The 19,481-nt window shown below is 43.7% G+C and carries 21 protein-coding genes; 20 read left to right on the top strand and 1 reads right to left on the bottom strand.

Annotation, left to right across the window (positions count from 1 at the left end; translation table 11 throughout):
* Window positions 1-61: 61 nt before the first annotated feature.
* From MARME_RS15915 to MARME_RS15830, 18 genes are all read left to right on the top strand, one after another.
* Entirely contained in the window at window positions 62-898 is an 837-nt protein-coding gene (locus MARME_RS15915; RefSeq protein ID WP_013662286.1) for a pyruvate, water dikinase regulatory protein, read from the top strand.
* Window positions 899-1,229: 331 nt separating this feature from the next.
* On the top strand, window positions 1,230-3,887 hold the full coding sequence (gene rnr, locus MARME_RS15910; protein WP_013662285.1) for a ribonuclease R: 2,658 nt from the start codon (window positions 1,230-1,232) through the stop codon (window positions 3,885-3,887).
* Between the two features lie 23 nt (window positions 3,888-3,910).
* Entirely contained in the window at window positions 3,911-4,672 is a 762-nt protein-coding gene (gene rlmB / locus MARME_RS15905) for a 23S rRNA (guanosine(2251)-2'-O)-methyltransferase RlmB (RefSeq protein ID WP_013662284.1), read from the top strand.
* Window positions 4,673-4,782: 110 nt separating this feature from the next.
* Window positions 4,783-5,850 (top strand): nicotinate-nucleotide--dimethylbenzimidazole phosphoribosyltransferase, encoded by a 1,068-nt coding sequence (cobT, locus tag MARME_RS15900; protein ID WP_013662283.1) that lies wholly within the window; start codon window positions 4,783-4,785, stop codon window positions 5,848-5,850.
* The gene (locus tag MARME_RS15895; RefSeq protein WP_013662282.1) at window positions 5,840-6,619 is read left to right on the top strand and encodes an adenosylcobinamide-GDP ribazoletransferase; all 780 of its coding nucleotides are present in this window, start codon (window positions 5,840-5,842) and stop codon (window positions 6,617-6,619) included. The genes cobT and MARME_RS15895 overlap by 11 nt, the downstream gene beginning before the upstream one ends.
* Before the next feature lie 67 nt (window positions 6,620-6,686).
* Complete coding sequence (locus MARME_RS15890; protein ID WP_013662281.1) at window positions 6,687-7,292, top strand: histidine phosphatase family protein; 606 nt, start codon at window positions 6,687-6,689, stop codon at window positions 7,290-7,292.
* 128 nt (window positions 7,293-7,420) lie between these two features.
* A complete protein-coding gene (locus MARME_RS15885; protein ID WP_013662280.1) occupies window positions 7,421-8,053 on the top strand; it encodes a trimeric intracellular cation channel family protein in 633 nt (210 codons plus the stop codon).
* The gene (gene cobO, locus MARME_RS15880) at window positions 8,043-8,657 is read left to right on the top strand and encodes a cob(I)yrinic acid a,c-diamide adenosyltransferase (protein ID WP_013662279.1); all 615 of its coding nucleotides are present in this window, start codon (window positions 8,043-8,045) and stop codon (window positions 8,655-8,657) included. The genes MARME_RS15885 and cobO overlap by 11 nt, the downstream gene beginning before the upstream one ends.
* The gene (locus MARME_RS15875) at window positions 8,651-9,685 is read left to right on the top strand and encodes an endonuclease/exonuclease/phosphatase family protein (RefSeq protein ID WP_013662278.1); all 1,035 of its coding nucleotides are present in this window, start codon (window positions 8,651-8,653) and stop codon (window positions 9,683-9,685) included. The genes cobO and MARME_RS15875 overlap by 7 nt, the downstream gene beginning before the upstream one ends.
* A gap of 132 nt (window positions 9,686-9,817) precedes the next feature.
* Entirely contained in the window at window positions 9,818-10,261 is a 444-nt protein-coding gene (locus MARME_RS15870) for a hypothetical protein (protein WP_013662277.1), read from the top strand.
* Window positions 10,262-10,272: 11 nt separating this feature from the next.
* Window positions 10,273-10,476 (top strand): hypothetical protein, encoded by a 204-nt coding sequence (locus tag MARME_RS15865; protein ID WP_013662276.1) that lies wholly within the window; start codon window positions 10,273-10,275, stop codon window positions 10,474-10,476.
* A 2-nt stretch (window positions 10,477-10,478) separates the two neighbouring features.
* Window positions 10,479-10,985 carry a superoxide dismutase, Ni gene (gene sodN, locus MARME_RS15860; protein ID WP_013662275.1) on the top strand — a complete coding sequence of 169 codons (507 nt, stop codon included), beginning with the start codon at window positions 10,479-10,481 and terminating at the stop codon, window positions 10,983-10,985.
* A gap of 4 nt (window positions 10,986-10,989) precedes the next feature.
* Window positions 10,990-11,289, top strand: coding sequence for a S24/S26 family peptidase (locus tag MARME_RS15855; protein WP_013662274.1), 300 nt, complete (start codon window positions 10,990-10,992; stop codon window positions 11,287-11,289).
* Between the two features lie 184 nt (window positions 11,290-11,473).
* Window positions 11,474-12,097, top strand: a complete 624-nt coding sequence (locus MARME_RS15850; RefSeq protein ID WP_013662273.1) for a YitT family protein — start codon at window positions 11,474-11,476, stop codon at window positions 12,095-12,097.
* Between the two features lie 157 nt (window positions 12,098-12,254).
* The gene (locus MARME_RS15845; protein ID WP_013662272.1) at window positions 12,255-12,785 is read left to right on the top strand and encodes a GNAT family N-acetyltransferase; all 531 of its coding nucleotides are present in this window, start codon (window positions 12,255-12,257) and stop codon (window positions 12,783-12,785) included.
* A gap of 48 nt (window positions 12,786-12,833) precedes the next feature.
* Window positions 12,834-13,520, top strand: coding sequence for a pseudouridine synthase (locus tag MARME_RS15840; RefSeq protein ID WP_013662271.1), 687 nt, complete (start codon window positions 12,834-12,836; stop codon window positions 13,518-13,520).
* 14 nt (window positions 13,521-13,534) lie between these two features.
* A complete protein-coding gene (locus MARME_RS15835) occupies window positions 13,535-13,909 on the top strand; it encodes a DUF2750 domain-containing protein (RefSeq protein WP_013662270.1) in 375 nt (124 codons plus the stop codon).
* 72 nt (window positions 13,910-13,981) lie between these two features.
* The gene (locus tag MARME_RS15830) at window positions 13,982-14,596 is read left to right on the top strand and encodes a TetR/AcrR family transcriptional regulator (protein ID WP_013662269.1); all 615 of its coding nucleotides are present in this window, start codon (window positions 13,982-13,984) and stop codon (window positions 14,594-14,596) included.
* A gap of 66 nt (window positions 14,597-14,662) precedes the next feature.
* Here the strand turns inward: MARME_RS15830 and MARME_RS15825 are convergent, their stop codons facing one another.
* Window positions 14,663-18,121 (bottom strand): hybrid sensor histidine kinase/response regulator, encoded by a 3,459-nt coding sequence (locus MARME_RS15825; protein ID WP_013662268.1) that lies wholly within the window; start codon window positions 18,119-18,121, stop codon window positions 14,663-14,665.
* A gap of 132 nt (window positions 18,122-18,253) precedes the next feature.
* Here MARME_RS15825 and MARME_RS15820 point away from each other — a divergent pair, with 132 nt between their 5' ends.
* Window positions 18,254-18,604, top strand: a complete 351-nt coding sequence (locus tag MARME_RS15820; RefSeq protein WP_013662267.1) for a DOPA 4,5-dioxygenase family protein — start codon at window positions 18,254-18,256, stop codon at window positions 18,602-18,604.
* 159 nt (window positions 18,605-18,763) lie between these two features.
* A complete protein-coding gene (locus tag MARME_RS15815; protein WP_013662266.1) occupies window positions 18,764-19,246 on the top strand; it encodes an FKBP-type peptidyl-prolyl cis-trans isomerase in 483 nt (160 codons plus the stop codon).
* Window positions 19,247-19,481: the final 235 nt, after the last annotated feature.

Raw genomic sequence — 19,481 nt, 5'->3', positions numbered from 1 at the left:
GAGCTAAGTTATTGAATAAAATCGATTATTCGATGTTGTTTTATTTCAATCGGAATTTTAAATGTCGTTACATAACAACAAAAAGGGTAATAAACGGATGAAAGTGTATTTCGTATCTGATGGCACGGCGATCACCGCTGAGGTATTTGGGTCTGCTATGTTGTCGTTTTTTGATGTCGATATCGAGGCGGAAAGCGTGCCTTTTTTAGCGACTATTGATCAAGCAAATGGTTTTGTCCAGCAGGTGAATGAAGAAGTAGAAGTGGGTAAGGCTGCCCTCGTGTTTTATACGATTTCTGATCCAGAGATAAGTGAGGTTGTGCAGCGTTGCGAAACACACTGTTATAACTTATTTGGTGATTTGCTTTCGCCAATCGAAAAGGCGCTTGGCGTTCCGGCACAACCGAATGCGCAGAAAGCGCATGGTATGAAAGCAGGGGTCTATGATATTCGTATTGATGCAATTAACTACGCATTGGCCAATGATGACGGTGTATCTATCAAAAATTTCGAAGAAGCCGATGTCATTTTGCTTGGTGTCTCTAGATCAGGAAAAACACCGACGAGTCTTTATATGGCAATGCAATATGGCATCAAGGCTGCCAATTACCCATTAAATGAAGACGACTTTAGGGCTGTTGGTTTACCTAGAATACTGCGGCCTCACAAATCTAAACTTTATGGACTCACTATCGACCCGCAACGCTTGCATGAAATTCGTTCTGGGCGGATGGCTGCGTCGAAATATGCATCCCAAAGACAGTGTCGATATGAAATAGAAGAAGTGGAGGCTATTTATCGTCAGGAGCGTGTTTCGTTTTTAAATACAACGCTTTTGTCAGTGGAAGAAATTTCCACCAAAATCATGGCAGAGATGCAATTATCGCGACATCGATAAGCGTAAAAGCGCGAGAACCTATCTAATTCTTCGATTGGTTCTCTAAAATGCCCCGTTTTTTGTCATAAAACCGACAAATTAAATTTATGACGGCGGTTTTGCCAGATAGAAAAGAGGTAAAAAGTAACGCGGTGGGTCGAATTGTTGTGTAATTACATACAGTTTTAATATTGCCGTGCTAAATATGGGTTCTAGAAGGGTGTTGTGTGAAGCTTATTAAAGGTGAATACACTATACTATGATCCATAAAGAAGCTGGCGGCCTTTGCTTCCCTTATGTTTGAGTCGTTTGCTTTTCCTAGAAAAGAGTCTCCTAAAAGGACAAAAGTAGTTTGAGTAATAAAAAAGTGAATGATCCTTTTTCGGATCGCGAAGCGTCCAAGTATGATAATCCAGTACCTAGCAGAGAGTTCATTCTCGAACACATTGCAAAATTAGGCCAGCCAGTTACACATCCCAGTTTATGTCATGATTTTAATCTTACTAAAGATGACGAAATTGAAGCCCTGCGACGTCGTTTAATTGCGATGAGTCGCGACCACCAGCTACAAAGCAACTTTGACAATGAATACACTTTGATTGAATCGTCTGACTTAATAGAAGGTCGTGTTCAAGGTACGAAAGATGGTCACGGTTTTCTTATTCGAGAAGATGCTGATGATATCTTCCTTTCACCACGTCAAATGCAATCGGTTATGGATGGTGACATTGTTGTAGGACGCCTGTCCGGTAGAACGGTAAAAGGGCGATTAGATGGTGTGGTTGTTGAGGTAAAAGAGCGTAAACATACTCAAATCGTCGGACGCTATTACGAAGAGAGCGCGACCGCATTTGTCACGCCTGAGAACCCGAGAATCACGCAAGATGTCTTGATTGACCAGTTTTCTGGCTTGACGCCAAAACATGGGCAATATGTTTTAGTAGAGTTTCTTGAGTACGGTGATCGAAATTCAGCGGCCAAGGGGCTAATTAAAAAGGTGCTAGGGGACTTTATGGCTCCTGGAATGGAGATTGATGTCGCGATACACCGATACGATATTCCAAATGTGTGGCCTAAGTCTGTCGAAAATCAGGTGAAGCACTTTGGAACTGAGGTTGTCGAAGAAGATAAAGCCAACCGTGTCGATCATCGAGAAACGCCATTTGTCACGATCGATGGCGAAGACGCTCGTGATTTTGACGACGCCGTTTATTGTGAAAAAACACCGGGTGGTTGGAAGCTGTTCGTTGCGATAGCGGATGTTTCGCATTATGTGAAAAAAGGCTCTGCATTAGATAAAGAAGCGATCGTGCGTGGTAACTCCGTTTACTTCCCAGGTCGTGTTGTTCCTATGTTGCCAGAAGTCTTGTCCAACGGCCTGTGCTCACTGAATCCAGATGTCGACCGTTTAGCGATGGTTGCCGAGATTTCCCTAACGTCTCGCGGAAAAATGCGAGGTTTCAAATTTTACGAAGGGCTTATTCGTTCTCATGCTCGTCTGACGTATTCAAAAGTCGCTAAAATGATCGACGCTGAGCCAGATGAACAAGGTACTGAACTTCGTCAACGTTACGCTCCGATTGTTTCCCATATTGATGACCTTCATGGCTTGTACAAAGTGTTGAGAGAAGCTCGTGAGCAACGTGGCGCGATGGATTTTGATACGGTCGAAACACGTATGGTGTTCGACGAACATTCTAAAATCGATCAAATTGTACCAATAGAACGTAACGATGCACATAAACTTATAGAAGAGTGTATGTTGTGTGCGAACGTTGCTGCGGCCGAGTTACTTTTAAAAGCAGACCTAGCAGCGCTATTTCGTGTTCATGAAGGTCCTAAAGAAGAAAAGCTGCTGGCATTGCGTACTTACCTGTCCATATTAGGACTTGAATTAGAAGGTGGCCTTAAACCGACGCCGATGGACTACGCAAAATTGGGCGAGGCCATTCGAGAGCGAGCGGATTCGCGAAGCATTCAAACAATGATGCTAAGGTCGATGTCACAAGCCGTTTATCAAGCGGATAATCTTGGTCACTTTGGTTTGCACTATGAAGCTTATACGCATTTCACCTCGCCTATACGTCGTTATCCCGATTTGCTCGTACACAGAGCCATTCGTTACCTTATTCGTGGTGATGGTGCGCCAAAAGTTCGTCAAGTCTATAAGGTACCAGGTTCAGATAAGCTGAAAGCAAACAAAATTTATGGTTATGATCATGCCGATATGGACGGTTTGGGTGATTCTTGTTCGACGACAGAAAGACGAGCAGACGAAGCGACACGCGATGTTGAAGCTTGGTTGAAGTGCCAATATGTTGAACAGCATTTGGGCGAAGAGTTTGATGGCATTATTACCGCGGTTACTCCATTTGGCGTGTTTGTTGAGTTAGGTGGTTTATTTGTTGAGGGTCTTATTCATATCTCTGGGCTAGGTAATGATTACTTTATTCATGATCCCGAGCATCAAGCGATCATTGGAGAGCGCACGGGTAAGTCGTTTAAACTGGGTACTAAGGTCAAAGTAAGTGTATCAAGCGTGAACTTAGATCAACGTAAAATAGATTTAAGCTTGGTTCAAAATCGCCCTGAAAAGCCGAAAAAGCGCGTTGAGAAAACGGAACTGTCTGAGCTTGAAATGCAGTTAGCACAACTTCCTCCGATGGAATTGGGAGGGCGTAAACCAAGCTCTGAAGGGGCGTCTAAATCAAATAATAGAGGTGAAAAGGAAAGTTGGAGCACCTCTAAGCGTGATGCTGAAAAGCAAGCCGACGCTAAAAAAGGGAGGAAAAAGAGCCCTCGTAAAAAGGTGAGCCTAAACAAAGGCAAACCTAAGACAAAAGAACAAAAGGCCGAAAAAGCGAGAAATAGCTCTGAAGCTAAGAAAAGTAATTCGGTTAAGAAAAGAGCTGTGAAAGGCGCAACGGATAAAAAAGTTGTGCCTGACGTAAAGAAAAAGAAAGCACGTAAGTCTAAAAAAAGTAATGCGAAACGACGTGCTATTGATTAAGTAGAAAGAGTAAGAAAGACAATATGTCGAATTTAGAATGGGTATATGGCATTCACGCTGTTGAAAATGCGCTCACTCAGCAGCCGGAAAGGGTGAAAGACGTTCGCTTCCAAGAAGGGCGAGACGATAAGAAAACACAAAGGCTGATGCAGTTGTGTAAAAAGAATGGTGTGCGTTTTCAAGTTGTCCCGCGCAAAGTGTTGGATCAACTGTTTGCAAAAAGCAAAGAGCGTGTGGTTCACCAAGGCGTCGTCGCTCAAGCGACGATGACCAAGGCCAAAGACGAAGCTGAGCTGCATAAGCACGTTGAGGCTTTAGAAGAGACGCCGCTGATCATCATTTTAGATGGTATAACCGATCCGCATAATTTAGGTGCTTGTCTTCGAAGTGCCGATGCAGCGGGGGCACATGCAGTCGTGATGCCAAAAGATAAGTCAGCTCCGTTAAATGCGACGGTCAGTAAAGTTGCGTGCGGCGCGGCTGAGAGTATGCCTGTTTTTGCTGTGACGAATTTAGCGAGAACGATGAAAAAGCTGCAAGACCAAGGTGTCTGGATATTTGGTACGGCAGGTGAAGCGACGGACATGTTGTACGATCATGACTTGACTATTCCAACGGCAATTGTAATGGGAGCAGAAGGCGATGGTATGCGCCGCCTTACTCGCGAACAATGTGATTATCTAGTTAAGTTACCGATGGCTGGCGTGGTATCGAGTTTGAACGTTTCCGTGGCTACCGGTGTTTGCTTGTACGAAGCAGTGCGTCAGCGTACAAACAAAGCGTAATTACGCGCATGAATGTTTGCATTCTATAAGTTGTGTTTTAAAGATGGTGCTTCCCGCACCGTCTTTTTTGTTATTTGAGCCCTCTATTTTTGATGCTGAGTGAGAAATGCATGTCGGTATTTGATCAATTTTCGATTCCTCCTTCCAGTCGTTCTCTTGAACGAGATATCCAACATAAAATCGATACAAAGACTAAGCCTCCAGGCTCGCTGGGCGTGCTCGAAGTACTTACCGCTCAATTGGCAAAGATTCAAAACTCGCTAACACCGTCAGTCGACCATGCTCAAATGATTGTGTTTGCTGCCGATCACGGTATTGTTGATCAAGGTGTCAGTGCGTTTCCTCAAGAAGTGACACCTCAAATGGTCGGGAACTTTCTGGCTGGTGGCGCGGCTGTTAGCGTATTTTGTAAGCAGCATGATGTCGCGTTAAAAGTGGTGGATGTGGGTGTTAACGCAGATATTCCAGCTCACCCACTGTTAGCAAGTGCCAAAGTAGCGTATGGCTCGAAAGACTTTATGCTTGAGGCCGCAATGAGTTCACGTCAGTTAGAGCAAGCGCTTGTTGTTGGTGTAAATCAGGCCAATGCAGCGATAGATTCGGGCGTGAACCTTATGATGTTCGGAGAAATGGGCATTGGTAACACTTGCGTCGCTTCTTGTATGTTGAGTGCGTTGACGGGCATGTCAGGAGAAGAAACGGCAGGCCGTGGGACGGGTCTTAGCAGCGAGGGAGTCTCACATAAAGCGAAAGTGATTCAAGCCTCTCTTAAGCGAATAGAAATCGCGTTAGGGAAGCCAATGGCGTCTTGGTCTGCTCAGGATATCGGTGAGCAATGTGGTGGCTTTGAAATCATCGCCATGGCTGGAGCTATGCTGCAATCAGCGCAAAGGGGAGTGGCTTTTGTTGTCGATGGCTTTATTTGCACAGCAGCCTATGCTTTTGCAATGAAAATACAAAGCAACTTATCTGATTATGCTATTTTTGCCCATCAGTCTAACGAAACGGCGCATCAGGCGATCCTTCAACATCTTAATGTTAGACCTGTTCTCACGTTAGATTTACGTCTTGGTGAGGGCTCCGGTGCGATTTTAGCCTATCCTATAATTAAAAGTGCAACGGTATTTATGACCCAAATGGCAAGTTTTGCGGATGCGGGAGTAAGCGATGGTCAATAAACTGAGTCCCTACTTAACTGGTTTTTTACGCAGTGTTTCAACCTACACTCGCATCCCAGTAAAAGCCAATTGGGAAGAGCAAGATGGGATCGCGCATCCCGTTTGTTTTTTACCCTGGGTAGGGCTCATCGTTGCGGTTTTAAGTGCGTGGCCTCTTTTATTTTTTAGCTGGAGTGACGAGCTACAAGCCATCTTTATGCTGCTTAGTGCAGTATTAATCACGGGTGCGTTTCATGAAGATGGTCTACTGGACTCGGCTGACGGCCTTGTTGGAGGCTGGAATCAAGAACAGCGCCTCGCAATAATGAAAGACTCTCGAATAGGCAGCTTTGCAGCCATCACCGTTGTGTTTTCTATTCTGATTAAATGGTGGCTGTTAACGCAGTGGATCGATAATAACGAATGGCAAGGTGGTGCGTTGTCGGTATTAGGGGGATGGATAGCAGTCCATGTGCTTGCTCGAATTTTGCCTTTGTTAATGATGAGTAGTTTGTCATACGTTTCGAGCGCACAAAGCAAATCTGCGTCTATGATTGCTAAGCTTTCTTTTCGAGATTGGTGTGTTGCTTTAAGCTCTCTACTACTGTGTTTTATCTCTGTTGGTCTAATCTCTTTGCTTTTATCAATTATCGCGCTTGGTATTTTCTTTCTTATCGCTCGCGTCTATCTTAACAGGCGAATTCGAGGTTTTAATGGCGATACATTGGGCGCAGTAGAGCAGATCTCAGAAGCGTTGGTCATTTTCTCGTTATTGGGGTTTGCCGCATAACGAGGGCTTTAGCAATATCTCTACATTTGCCTATAGATTCCGACAGTAAGGTTTGATTGTTTTAATTATGAAGTTGTTTTTAGTGCGCCACCCCGAACCCGATGTTGAGAAAGGGTTTTGTTACGGTAAGTTAGATGTGCCTATTGTGTCGTCTTGGCATCAAGATGCTGTTTACCTTAGTCAATGGCTTGAGCGTCGGCGTCTTCCCAAAATACAAAGCTTCCACAGCCCTCTGTCCAGAGCCTCTAAGCTTGCGTTAAGCGTGAATCCCAATTCAAAACCCATAGGCGAGCTTGCGGAATTAGACTTCGGTCTATGGGAGGGACAAAATTGGTCGACTATTTCGCGTGAAGAAATAGACGAGTGGGGGGCTGATCTGCAATTCTCAGCCCCTTACAAAGGTGAATCGCTCGAAGACCTAAGGCTCAGAGTGATGCCCAAGGTTAACGCCCTGATCGACGAGGCGGACAGTGATATTGTCCTTTATACGCACTCGGGCGTTATTAAGGTAATTGTAAGTGTGTTATGCCAGTGGCCCGTCAGTGAATGCCATAGAATTAATATCGGTTATTCTAGTGTGACTCAACTAACGATCAATGATGATAGAGATAATCGATACATATCGTTAGACCTATTAGGGGCTGGTGATTGGGTCGGTCTGGCGGTTGAGTAGTGTTGGCGATTAGGTGATGTTGGCGATTAGGTAGCGCAAGCAGGGCTTTAGCCGCCTTAAAATAAATCAGTGTCATCGCTAAGTAAGGTCGAGTTCACGTGAGCTCACAGTAGAGTGTAGAGGTTTCAATGTTGTTGTATTGGTTTGGCATGTTTGGCATCGCAGCATTTGCCATTACGGGAGTAATCTCGTCCGGTAAACGAGATATGGATTTGTTCAGCGTCGTGTTGTTAGGCATGGTGACGTCATTAGGTGGTGGAACAATTCGTGATGTTATTTTATCGGTCGACGCGGTGTATTGGGTCGACGATGTGTCTTATGTATGGGTTGCCTTTTTGTCTTCCGTGTTCGCTTTTTTTGCCGTTCGTGTCATCGAAAATAGGCAACAGATCTTCGAATACGCCGACTCGTTTGGACTTGCGCTATTTACCGTGGCGGCCGTCGAAAAAGTACTGAACTATGGCTTCTCTTCTATCATTGCAATTGTCATGGGTGTGATTACCGGTGTCGCTGGAGGAATGATTCGGGATTTGTTAAGCCATAGGCCTCCCTTGGTTTTAGGAAAAGAATTTTACGCGACGCCAGCATTTCTGGGTGCTTTATTGGTGGTCTCTCTGGAAAAAAATATTCCTTTTCATGAATTTAATTCCGTTTACGGTGCCGCTTTGATCTTTATACTCAGGTTATTCGCAATACACAAAGGCCTATATTACCCAAGTTGGCTACTATACAAAAAGAGAAGTAAACACGATGCCGAATAAAACAGAAGAAGAGAAAAGAGCGATACAAGAAGCCAAATTGCTTAAGAAAAAAGCGGTGGTTGATGAGCGTATCGCAAAGGCGACCATTGAACGTGGTGTCAGTATATTGTTAACGGGCAATGGTAAGGGAAAAAGTTCCAGCGCATTTGGGACGATGGCTCGTGCTTTGGGGCATGGTCGTAAATGCGCCGTCGTACAATTTATAAAGGGTCGTACCGAAACTGGCGAACAGAAATTTTTTGGCGCGTTACCGGACGTAGAGTTCCATGTCATGGGACACGGTTTTACGTGGGAAACACGTAACCCTGAGTTAGAGCAAAAAGCGGCGGAACAGGCGTGGGAATTAGCTAAGGGTCTGTTAGCAAACCCAGAAGTGGATTTTGTGCTACTGGATGAAGTCACCTACATGTACAAGTATGGATACTTACAAGTAGAAGACCTTTTGGCGGCGTTAGAAAGTCGACCAAAACATCAAAACGTGATGATGACAGGGCGAACTGCGCCTAGAGCGTTACTAGACTCTGTGGATACGCACAGTAAAATTGCCAATGAACGCCATGCTTTCGCCTCAGGTGTCAAAGCGCAAGAAGGAATCGAGTGGTAGCCTTTAGAGTTGCTACTTTCAATGTGGCGTTTAGCCGAACTTATTCTGGAGAACTAGAAGCCGCGATTGATCGAGGAACAGATAAGCAAGTTTCTGCTGTTCGGCGGATCGTAGAGCGTTATTCACCAGATGTCCTTTTGCTGAATGAAGTGGATTACTCTCCGAACAGTTTGTTGAAAGATAAACTCATGCGGCTGCTGTCTGGTTCGAAAAAACCTCCTTTTCGGTATGTTTTCTTTGAGCCAGTAAACACGGGAATACCTTCTGGTTTTGATTTGGATCGTGATGGTATTGTTGGATGTGAAGCATCTGATGCCTGGGGCTTTGGCTCTTATCCCGGTCAATATGGGATGATGTTACTATCACGCTACCCGATCAATATTGAACGCTCACGAACCTTTAGACGCTTTTTATGGAAAGATCTACCGAAGGCCCAGCTACCAACGCTGGGCGATGGTTGCGACTACTACACTCCAGAGGAGTTAGAGCTGTTTCCGCTTTCCTCGAAATCTCATTGGGATGTTTGTGTGGAGGTTGACGGAATACCTATTAGCTTTCTCTGTTCTCATCCAACACCTCCCGTATTTGACGGTGCTGAGCGCCGAAACTTTCATCGGAATCAAGATGAAATTAATTTCTGGCGTTATTACTTAGATGGCTCGTCTGCACTTGTTGACGATTCTGGTCATAAGGGAGGAATAGAGAACGAGCATTTTGTGGTACTTGGCGACCTAAATGCAAGCCCGTATGAAGGTGAAGCCAGCAAGACGTCTATTCAAGCTCTCCTAAGCCACTCCAAGATTCAAATGACTGAGCTTCCTAAAAGGTTGGGATGGAATCCTATCTCAAATGCTGCATACCACACCGCGTCGTGGGGGCTTGGTGTTGATTATGTACTTCCATGCAAGCGCCTTTCTCCCGTGAAACAAGAAGTGGTTTGGCCTGATCGGCACAGTGAGACATTGTTCAATGATTGCCTCATCGCCTCGGATCATAGAATGGTGTATGCCGATCTGGTTGTTATGTGAACCATGGCGATTTGACAGGGAGTAGTCATCGTGTGAATGGCAATTACATAAATGAGATTTATTCCTATTAAAGCTGGACTTATTTGTGATTGTGAATAATAATGATTCTCAATATGTTTTTCGGAGATCATTATGCAGCATTGGGAAAGATTGACTAGAAAAGCGAATATTGCATTCACTAATCAGGCGTATTTAGAATCTGTTGATTTAAACTTGAGTGCGTTAGCCACTGCTCAGAAAGAGTTCGACCTGCAATTTGGTGTCGATGCCGAGTCCGCGGTCGCTGCGAATATTGTTAGCTATTTAAATTTAGCTGAATCGTACGCCGCAATGGGCGATCTTCTTACCGCGAACAGCCACTATGAAAGTGCGATTAACTTTTTAAGCTCTATTGTCATTCGACCATCGATTAATCAAGAACAAACGGATTTGATCCACCGAACTGTTAATCATGTTCGTTTTGAGTGGGATCTATTTAGTCAGAGCAATCGCAGTGAACTTTCAATGCAATTATCAAAGAAAAGCATAGAGAAGAAAGTGTCAATCAGCAGAGTGTCTGCTCAGGTTATTCATTAGGAGGTTGTAGAGTGTTTAAAAGTGCGAAGTGGTACTTAGTGTTTACGTGGCTGCTTTCAAGCAGTGTGTTTGCTCATCCGGGACATGATCATCAACATTGGAGTAGCGGAATCATTCATGGCATTTTCTACTTGTCGATATTGATTGTCATGTTTGTCGCGGGTGTGTTTGTCACGAATTTAATGAATAAACGTAAACGTGATAGAGAGGAATAACAATGATTCATTCGATACTTAAAATAGTTGATAAACTGAAGCCTTTCGACCGCGTTAAAGCTCATTGTGATATTCCGTGTAAAATCTATGATCCTAATGGTGCGATTGTGGCCGCCATGACATGCGTTCGTATGATGGACTTGATAGAAGAAATTGGAGCGAAAGAGACACTTTCTTTGTCGGATCACGCGCAACTTGCTCGTTTGGTTAATGAAAAAGAGGTCGCGTGTCGCACAGTAAAAGAAGAAGTTCGAATCATTTGGGGAGACTATTTTAAGGCACCTCAATTCGCGAAATTTCCGGATGCGTCGGAGCTGGTTCATAGCATTATGATGCAAGCCTCAAAATGTAAGCAATCGATTGCCAAATCGGAAGCAGCGGAATTGGTTGAGAAAGTGAATCAGTTCGCAGATATGTTTTGGCAAACCAAAGATGTACCGACTTATCGAGCGATCGTACCTTATCCACCAGCATTAGAAGCGGTTTTTCCGGACCTAAAAGGTTCGTAAACCGATGTTTAGGTTATTTAAGGTTGAGGGGGACAGTATGTCTCCCGATATCCTAGACGGCGATTTTATACTTACTTTCAAGTGGTTCCGTCAGATTCGTGCTGGACAGCTCGTGGCGGTGGATCATGAAACCTATGGTTTTATTGTCAAACGAGTGGTTAAAGTTGCTCAAGATGGGCAGCTATGGTTAGAAGGAACAAATCGAAATAGCCTGACGCCGGAACGTATTGGCTGGGTTTCTCCTCGAAGAGTACTTGGAAAAGTTTGGCTATGCAGTGGTTCTCGTGCTTGTAAGACAGAGTAATATTATTGAGTGTAAAGAAAACTGTACACACAATGGGTCCCCCCTGAAAAACGATTCAATATTCAACGTGCACCTTTGGCGTTGCTTCATTAGAATACCGCCTATTCCGCATTTACGAAGTTGCAACCAAGTACATTGGCTTCAGTGTCTGGGAAACTATTGAAATTTTTTAAGGTGATAATTGATGGCATCAACAGCGGCTATGGTGAACAAAAAAAGTCATACATATTTCGAAGACGCGCAGGCATTACTGATAGGGGCAGTCATTATCGCTCTTGGGATTAGTTTCTTTACGAAAGCTGGTTTGCTGACAGGGGGAACTGCTGGTCTGGCTTTCTTGGCTCAATACGCTTCCCCATTTTCATTTGGGCAAATTTTCTTTGTTATAAATATTCCCTTTTATTATTTAGCGTTCCGCTGTCTCGGATTAGAGTTTACTTTAAAGACCTTTATTTCTGTATTTTTAGTGTCGGTATTTACTGAATTGACACCTTATTTGATTTCTTTTGACAATATTAATCCAGTGTATGCAGCATTTGCTGGTGGCTTTTTAATTGGAGCAGGTTTCCTCATGCTGTTTAGACACAACGCGAGCCTTGGAGGAACGAATATTCTTGCGAAATATATGGCTGACAAATACGGTTGGTCTATTGGTAAGTTTCAAATGGCGGTCGATAGTTGCATTGTTATCGCATCGGTTTTTATTGTTGATCTTGAACTAGTGGGCATTTCAATAATGGGGGCAATTTCTCTAAACATTATCTTGGCGGTAAATCATAAACCAGGGCGCTACAATCCTGGTGTTTAAAGAGCTATTTGTATTTTGATCTGTGATTTGCCTCTTCCGTTATCAATTTTAATGCAGTAATTAGAAAGCAGCTGAAGCCTTTCAGCTGCTTTCTAATTCACTAACGCCCTCAGCTCGGTTATCATAAGCGGATTATTATCAAAATAGGAAAGTTCGTTTGGAGCTTATAAAAGTTGATAACCTGTCTCCGTATCTTGACGACCTTGTTGTACTCTTAATTGACGGTGTCGATTCGAGCTCTTCAATTGGTTTTCTCTCCCCTTTAAGTGAAGACGAAGCGAAAACGTATTGGCTTTTCGTTAACGATGAGCTGCAACAAAATGCCTGCCAGATTGCGCTTGCTCGATTAAACGATCGTGTGATCGGTGCAGTGCTGTTAAATTTTTCCCCGAAAGCAAACTCTATTCATAGGGCAGACATCGAGAAATTGATGGTGCATTCCGAATATCGCGGACAAGGAATAGGGACAAAACTCATGATGGCAGTCGAAAAAGTGGCTGCATCCTACCAAAAGCAACTACTAGTGTTGGACACCAGAAGTGACGAACCCGCGTCTAATTTGTATAAAAAATTAGGGTGGCTCGAAGTTGGACAAATTCCGAACTACACCCGAAATGCGAGCGGTTCGTTACAAGACAGTAGTATTTTTTACAAAGAAATTGAAACTACGAATGACCTTCTTGTGTAAGGTACCTTTGGACGTTTTTTTAGAAGATTTTAGACAGAGAGAAGCGAGTTGAGATTAGATTATTTTCTTGCGCATACCACAAGTTGGTCCCGTAAAGAGGCTAAGCGTTTTATCGCGAAGGGTAAGATTCGAGTAAATGGCGATGTAGTGACTAAGCCCAATGCCTCAGTTACAGAAGACTGCAAGGTGGAATCTCACGGGGAAGTGATTTTATGGCGTAAAGAGAAGTACTTTGCTTTATATAAGCCTGCTGATTATGTCAGTGCTTTGGAAGACTCAGAGAGTCCTGTTCTTATTGATTTGATTGAGCCAGAAGAAAGGAAAAATCTTAAAATAGTGGGGCGATTAGATAAAGACACAACAGGGCTGATCTTTTTAACCACGGATGGGCAATGGCTTCATCGTATCACGTCACCGAAACATGATTGTTATAAAACGTATCGTGTCTATTGCGCCGACCCTATCTCCGAAGCAAACTGTAAGAGTTTGGAAACGGGTGTCATGTTAAATGGAGAGGATCTTCCGACTTCGCCTGCCAAAGTAGAGAGGGTTTCTGACACTGAAATTCTCTTAAGCATAAAAGAAGGTAAGTACCATCAAGTAAAACGGATGTTAGCTGCGGTTGGGAATCGAGTTGAAAAGTTGCATCGTGAGGCGATTTCAGATGTCAACTTGGATGGGTTGCAAGAAGGTCAATATCGGATATTGACTGAAGACGAAATTTTTCAATTTTAATAGGGTGCTCTGTTATGACAAATGAACTTTCTACTGATCAACGTGTTGCGTTACTCGTTGCCCCAGACGCTGAGCGTCTTACCTATTTCGTAGAAAAAGTGAAAGAAAGTAAGGAAGTCTGGAGCCTGAGTAATGAAGAAGGCTACGTTATGGTTGAGACGGATGACGGTGATTGCGTTATGGTCTGGCCAGATGCCGAATTCGCTGCACAATGGGCGGTTGACGAGTGGGATGATTGCGAGCCAGTTGGTATTGCACTGGAAGAGTTTCAGTCTACTTGGATACCAAGCTTAGAAAAAGATGAGATTACACTGGCTGTGTTCCCAAACATCGAAGATGAAGGAAGATTAACCAGCGCTTCAGAATTAAAGGTGCTGTTAGAGGGCTAAACGTTTTTATAGGGCGTATGTTATTGTATAACCTAAGTTCTCTACTTAGGATTGAGAGGAAGAAGAAAATAAATGAGTAAAAGGCAGGCAAACCGTGAAGAGATTTACTCTCGCATTTTGGACGCAGCTGAAGTCGAGTTTGGTTTAAAAGGATTTAATGGAGCGAGTTTACAACATATCGCAGAGCGAGCGGGGATACCAAAGCCAAACGTCGTATATTATTTTCAGTCTAAAGAAAACCTGTACCGTCAGGTTCTAAATCAAATTATTTCTAATTGGAACGATCTATTTGATAAGGCGACGGTGGATGATGACCCCGCAGTCGTTCTGGAATCCTTTATCCGCACTAAGTTGAAACAGAGCTTTGATAACAACCGTTCTTCCAAAATTTTTGCAATGGAAGTGATTCAAGGCGCCAATCATATCGGCGAGTACTTGAAAGAAGACTTGAGGCCTTGGCTTCAATCACGCGTTGCTGTTTTAGAAAGCTGGATGCAGGCTGGAAAGATAAAACAACTCGACGCAGTGAGTTTGATTTTTATGATTTGGGCAACGACTCAACATTACGCTGATTTTGAAGCTCAAATTAGTGCTCTCACGGGCAAAGAGGGCTTTAGCGAAGACGATATTGAAAAGGTCGGCGATACTGTCACTAGCATTATCTTATCTGGCTGTGGGCTTCGATAATAACGCCTGCTTTATTCTAATGGTCTGCATTTATGTTGGCCATTAGAACTGGTATTTGTAATCTTCTTAACTGACTTTCTTACGTGAATGAATATGTTGTATTAATGATCTCAGCTTCGCGGGTTTCGCGGGTTTTGGCATATAAGTGACATTTTCGAAATCACATTGCTTCTCTAACGCAGACGATCTTACCGCCGTTATTAGGACAGCAGGAAGTTCACAGGACCATTTTTCGCGTAAGCGGTTAATCAGCTCTAATCCGTTGAGGCTTTCACCCAATTGGTAATCGACCAGAAGCAGCTCTGGCGCATTCTCGGTTGCCGTATCGAGCGCAGAGTCGGGAGTCTTAAAGCATAAACACGAACAATTCCATCTTGTAAGCAGAGTCTTCATTGCTTCTAGGTTCTTTTCGTCATCGTCAATACACCAAACATGGCAATTTTCTAACAATGAGATGAGGCTCGGTTTCTTTTTTGCGTCCATTAATACCGTCGGTGAAGGAGGCGCTTCGCTTGGCGCTAAAATGGTAAAGCAGCTACCATGATGGGGCGTTGAACGTACATCAATGGTAAGACCAAGTACCTTTTGCATACGTTTAACAAGTCCAAGGCCTAACCCTATTCCGCTTTCCGTATTATTGTCCCAACGATAGAAATCGTCGAAAATATTAGAGAGTTGCGACTCTGGAATACCAACACCTGTATCCCAGACCTGAATACTGACGTGGTCCTTACGTGCCCTCGCACTAATAAGCACTTTGCCTTTTGGGGTATATTTGATGGCATTCGATACGAGGTTTTGGACAATACGGCGCAAGTAAACAGGATCGGTGTTTACGTAAGCGTCCTGTATTCGGTGGCGTAATTCTATTGCTTTGTCTTTAGCAATGACGTCGAATTCTGAAATAATGGGATTTAGAACGTCCGCAAGGTTCACAACCTCTAAGTTCGGCTTTACAGCGCCTTGATCAAACTTTGCGATTTCTAAGAGGGTCGCTATGAGCGTTTCGGTCGATTCTAATGCATTGGACAATTGTTGTGAGACGCCATTAGCATCGTCCGGTAAAGAAAAGGACTGTAAGGCGCTCATATAGAGCTTAGCTGCGTTTAGAGGCTGAAGAATGTCGTGGCTTGCGAGTGCCAAAAATTCAGTTTTTGATGCGTTTGCTTGCTCTGCTTCTGCTTTTGCTTTTCTAAGCTCTGCTTCTGCGTTTGCGCGTCGTTGATTCTCTTGGCGTAGTGCTTTGTTGATACTCTGAACTTGTTCTGTGCGATCTTCAATATGTTTAGTCAGGTCTATATTAGCTTCTTCTAGAGCCTGCTGGCTTTCGATGTGTTCAGTTACATCGGTAAAAGACGTTACAAACCCGCCATCAGGTAAGGGGTTACCGACCATTTCAATGACTCGCCCATTGGCTCTACGTCGTAAAAAACGGTGGGCTGAACCTTGTTTTAATCGCTTTAAACGCTTATCAACAAGTGTATCAATTTCGCCAACACCACATTCTCCATTTTGAGCGTTCAGACGTATTAGCTCCTCGACTGGCAACCCAATTTTCAATAAGCCATCTGGGTAGTCATAAATGGACTGATAGGTCTTATTCCAAGCAACCATACGCTGCTCTTTATCGACAACGCTAATGCCTTGATCGAGGCTGTCTAGCGCCGTAAACAGTAAGTTTTGACTGAATTGGATGGCTTGAGTCGTTTCATCGAGATAGGTAACCATCTCTTCGACTTTAATTTGCTTATCAACGAGTAACGAGTTGATAAGTGTTCGGGCAGATGAGCCGCCTAAAACGCCGCCTAAAACACGTTCACAATAGTCTATGAAAATTCGGCTAGGAGGAGCGTTTACTGGTAACTGTTCTGTGTAATTACTTTCATAGGTTTTTAGAACTTCTTCTGTTTTTCGTTTCCCTAAAAAGGTCTCAAGAAGCACGAAAAGGTCGGCATTGACCGCTTTGCTTTTGGGTTTAAAAAAACGATGCTCCATTTCCGATCTGGGGGTCACAAACGCCGTGGCTTGGATTCGGTCCGCTAATCGTTCCGTGGCAAGCAGTGAGCCAATGATATACGCCGTTGTGTTTGCAAGCACACTAATCAAAGCGCCCCAACTTATCTGCTCAGAGCGAGATTGATGTTGAATTACAGTGTTCTCTATGCCATTCGAGGAGGGCAGGAGCATCCACAATGCCCAACATAAAAAACCTGTTACCAGTCCAGCGTATACGCCATAAGCATGCCCTTTTTTCCAATATAGTCCGCCGACAACCGAGGGTAACAATTGAAAAACGAGTGAGAATGCGAGTAGTCCAGTCCCTGTCAGGGACTCATTGTTTGCGTGCCCTTTATAAAACAGAAAGGATAGTCCTAAAATACCGGCCATCGCAAAACGTCGGATGTTCAAGATGCGTCGTCGGTCAATCGGGCGTATTTGAGTGGAGCCGCCGCTGGCGAGCATGAGTGGAAGAATGACGTCATTTGAGATCATAATACTCAAGGCAAAGGTTGCAATAATGATCATTGCTGTCGTCGCCGACATTCCACCAAGAAAAATCAGCATCTGCAGAAAAATATTATCCGAGTTCAGAGCAAACTGAATGACGTAAGTGTCCGCATTAACGTTTGTCCCAAAAAGGCTCTGGCCAGCCAATGCGATAGGAGGGATGATGAGTGCGAATAAAAGTAGATAAACAGGAAAAAGCCATCGAGCCATATTCGATTGCTTATTACTTTCATGATCTACGACAGTAACGTGAAATTGTCTTGGAAGGCAGACAATGGCGGCAGCGGCCATCAGTGTTTGCATAATGAAAGGAAAGGTTAGCCACTGGTCCGAATGCCAGACGCTGAAATCAAAGTTCAGATGAATGTCGTCAAAGTCTGCATGATAGGCGCTGTATACCGCCACCATACCCACGGCAAGAATGGCAATCAGCTTAAATAGAGATTCTGCTCCAATGGCCAGCATCATTCCAGATCGATACTCTGTTACTTCCACTTTTCGTGTGCCAAATAGCATGGCAAATACACCAACCATGAGCGTTGCTATAAACACCACGAGTGTTGCTGAACTGTCGTCTTGATTCACGAAAAGGGCGAAATTTGAGCCAATCGCTTTAAGTTGCAGTGCGATATAGGGAATGATGGCCAGTACGGCAATAAGGATAACAAGGGGAGCTGTTAAAGGACGCTTTCCATACCGAGACGAAATAAAATCAGCGATGGATGTAATATTTTGCTTGCGACTCACATAGATCATTTTTCGAATGAATGGGAAAGCAAGCGTATACAATAAAATGGGGCCTAATAATATAGGGAGATAAGACCAACCAGAGCGAGTCGCTTCGCCAATCGCGCCATAGAATGTCCAAGCGGTACAGTAAATGGCGAGGGAGAGACTATAGACGGCAGGGTGTCTAGTGAGTTTTTTTGCGATAGGTCCTTCTTTGTCTCCCCAAAGAGCGATCCAAAAAAGCCCAAGTATGTAAAGAATTGCGAGTACAATCCAAAAAGCCGTCATTCTTAAACTGCCTTGCTTAAGTTTTCTAATTGTCTTGTTACTCTAGCATAATGTTAGCATTTCATATGTACGACAATGGTCGTGCAGAAGCGACATCGTCTTTCAATACTATTTGTTTAAAAAGCAACGATTATGATTTTGAATAACAAAAATATCTTAGCCTATCATGCTCATATTTATTATGCGGATTTAGACGGGCTTGAAAAAGCGCGTGAATTAGCGAACGCGGCGAACGCACAATTCTCTATTAAAGTGGGCCGATTCCATGAAAAAAAAGTAGGCCCTCATCCAATGTGGAGCTGCCAATTATCCTTTTTGCCTTCTGAGTATGGAAGCATTCTACCGTGGCTTATGCTTAATCGCGGCGATTTGGACTTATTCGTTCACTTTGTAACTGGGGATGATTATTTTGATCATACGCAAGGAGTGAGCTGGCTGGGTTCTTGTTATGAATTAAATTTATCCCAGTTTACGCAAAGATAGGCCGTATTTTGGGTGGTCATCAGTATGTTGCTTAGTTACCATAGACCAAACGGGTGCGTTAAGTATCAGGACATAAAGGTAGAAGATCCGAAAGGCTACTTTTTTAATCGCTTGGATCGAACAGGCGTTTCCCGCTTTCAAAAAAATTAGGAGAATATAATGCAAATCGCACCGAACAAAGTTGTTAGCATGCACTACACACTAACTGATGAAAATGGCGAGACAATTGATTCGTCTGCTGGTCAAGAGCCTCTACTTTTTTTAAGTGGCGCACAGAATATCATTGAAGGTTTGGACTCCGCTCTTCAAGGTAAAGTAGCTGGTGATAGTTTAAAAGTAGAAGTGCAGCCTGAAGAAGGTTACGGCCCTATTCATCAAGAGCTTATCCAACTAGTGCCTCGAGATAACTTTTCAGGTGTAGAAGAGATTGAAATTGGTATGCAGTTTATGGCCCAAACGCCGGGCGGTCAGCAGCCAGTGACGGTTATCGCTATTGAAGAAGACGGTATCATGCTAGATGGAAATCATCCTTTAGCAGGAAAAGTTCTTAACTTTGATGTTGAAATTATCGAAGTACGTGAAGCATCAGAAGAAGAACTTGAACACAGCCACGCACATGGTGAAGGTGGTCATGAGCACTAAGAGTGCTTAATCGAGATAATAAAAAGGAGCCATTGGCTTAATGTTGTTCAGCTAAGTGGAGCCGCATTGCAAGATATAGAATATCTTGTCTTTGATTACTGACAATACGAGGTCTAAGTGATCTCGTATTGTCATTATAAGAGTAGATCCCTCTCCCTGATTTTAGCTATTTAAGCTTGATCTCTATTATTGATTCCGGCTCGGTAGCTGCCTTCATTATCCTCCATGGTTACCT

This window comes from Marinomonas mediterranea MMB-1 (assembly GCF_000192865.1).
In the GTDB taxonomy this organism is placed as follows: Bacteria; Pseudomonadota; Gammaproteobacteria; order Pseudomonadales; family Marinomonadaceae; genus Marinomonas; species Marinomonas mediterranea.
This window is presented reverse-complemented; position numbering and strand designations above follow the sequence as displayed.

Bases quoted from the DNA above. Each gene is read 5' to 3' on its own strand.
- MARME_RS15915 (WP_013662286.1), top strand. From the start codon at position 62: ATGTCGTTACATAACAACAAAAAGGGTAATAAACGGATGAAAGTGTAT.
- rlmB (WP_013662284.1), top strand. From the start codon at position 3,911: ATGTCGAATTTAGAATGGGTATATGGCATTCACGCTGTTGAAAATGCG.
- cobT (WP_013662283.1), top strand. From the start codon at position 4,783: ATGTCGGTATTTGATCAATTTTCGATTCCTCCTTCCAGTCGTTCTCTT.
- MARME_RS15895 (WP_013662282.1), top strand. From the start codon at position 5,840: ATGGTCAATAAACTGAGTCCCTACTTAACTGGTTTTTTACGCAGTGTT.
- MARME_RS15890 (WP_013662281.1), top strand. From the start codon at position 6,687: ATGAAGTTGTTTTTAGTGCGCCACCCCGAACCCGATGTTGAGAAAGGG.
- MARME_RS15885 (WP_013662280.1), top strand. From the start codon at position 7,421: ATGTTGTTGTATTGGTTTGGCATGTTTGGCATCGCAGCATTTGCCATT.
- cobO (WP_013662279.1), top strand. From the start codon at position 8,043: ATGCCGAATAAAACAGAAGAAGAGAAAAGAGCGATACAAGAAGCCAAA.
- MARME_RS15870 (WP_013662277.1), top strand. From the start codon at position 9,818: ATGCAGCATTGGGAAAGATTGACTAGAAAAGCGAATATTGCATTCACT.
- sodN (WP_013662275.1), top strand. From the start codon at position 10,479: ATGATTCATTCGATACTTAAAATAGTTGATAAACTGAAGCCTTTCGAC.
- MARME_RS15855 (WP_013662274.1), top strand. From the start codon at position 10,990: ATGTTTAGGTTATTTAAGGTTGAGGGGGACAGTATGTCTCCCGATATC.
- MARME_RS15850 (WP_013662273.1), top strand. From the start codon at position 11,474: ATGGCATCAACAGCGGCTATGGTGAACAAAAAAAGTCATACATATTTC.
- MARME_RS15835 (WP_013662270.1), top strand. From the start codon at position 13,535: ATGACAAATGAACTTTCTACTGATCAACGTGTTGCGTTACTCGTTGCC.
- MARME_RS15830 (WP_013662269.1), top strand. From the start codon at position 13,982: ATGAGTAAAAGGCAGGCAAACCGTGAAGAGATTTACTCTCGCATTTTG.
- MARME_RS15825 (WP_013662268.1), bottom strand. From the start codon at position 18,121: ATGACGGCTTTTTGGATTGTACTCGCAATTCTTTACATACTTGGGCTT.
- MARME_RS15820 (WP_013662267.1), top strand. From the start codon at position 18,254: ATGATTTTGAATAACAAAAATATCTTAGCCTATCATGCTCATATTTAT.
- MARME_RS15815 (WP_013662266.1), top strand. From the start codon at position 18,764: ATGCAAATCGCACCGAACAAAGTTGTTAGCATGCACTACACACTAACT.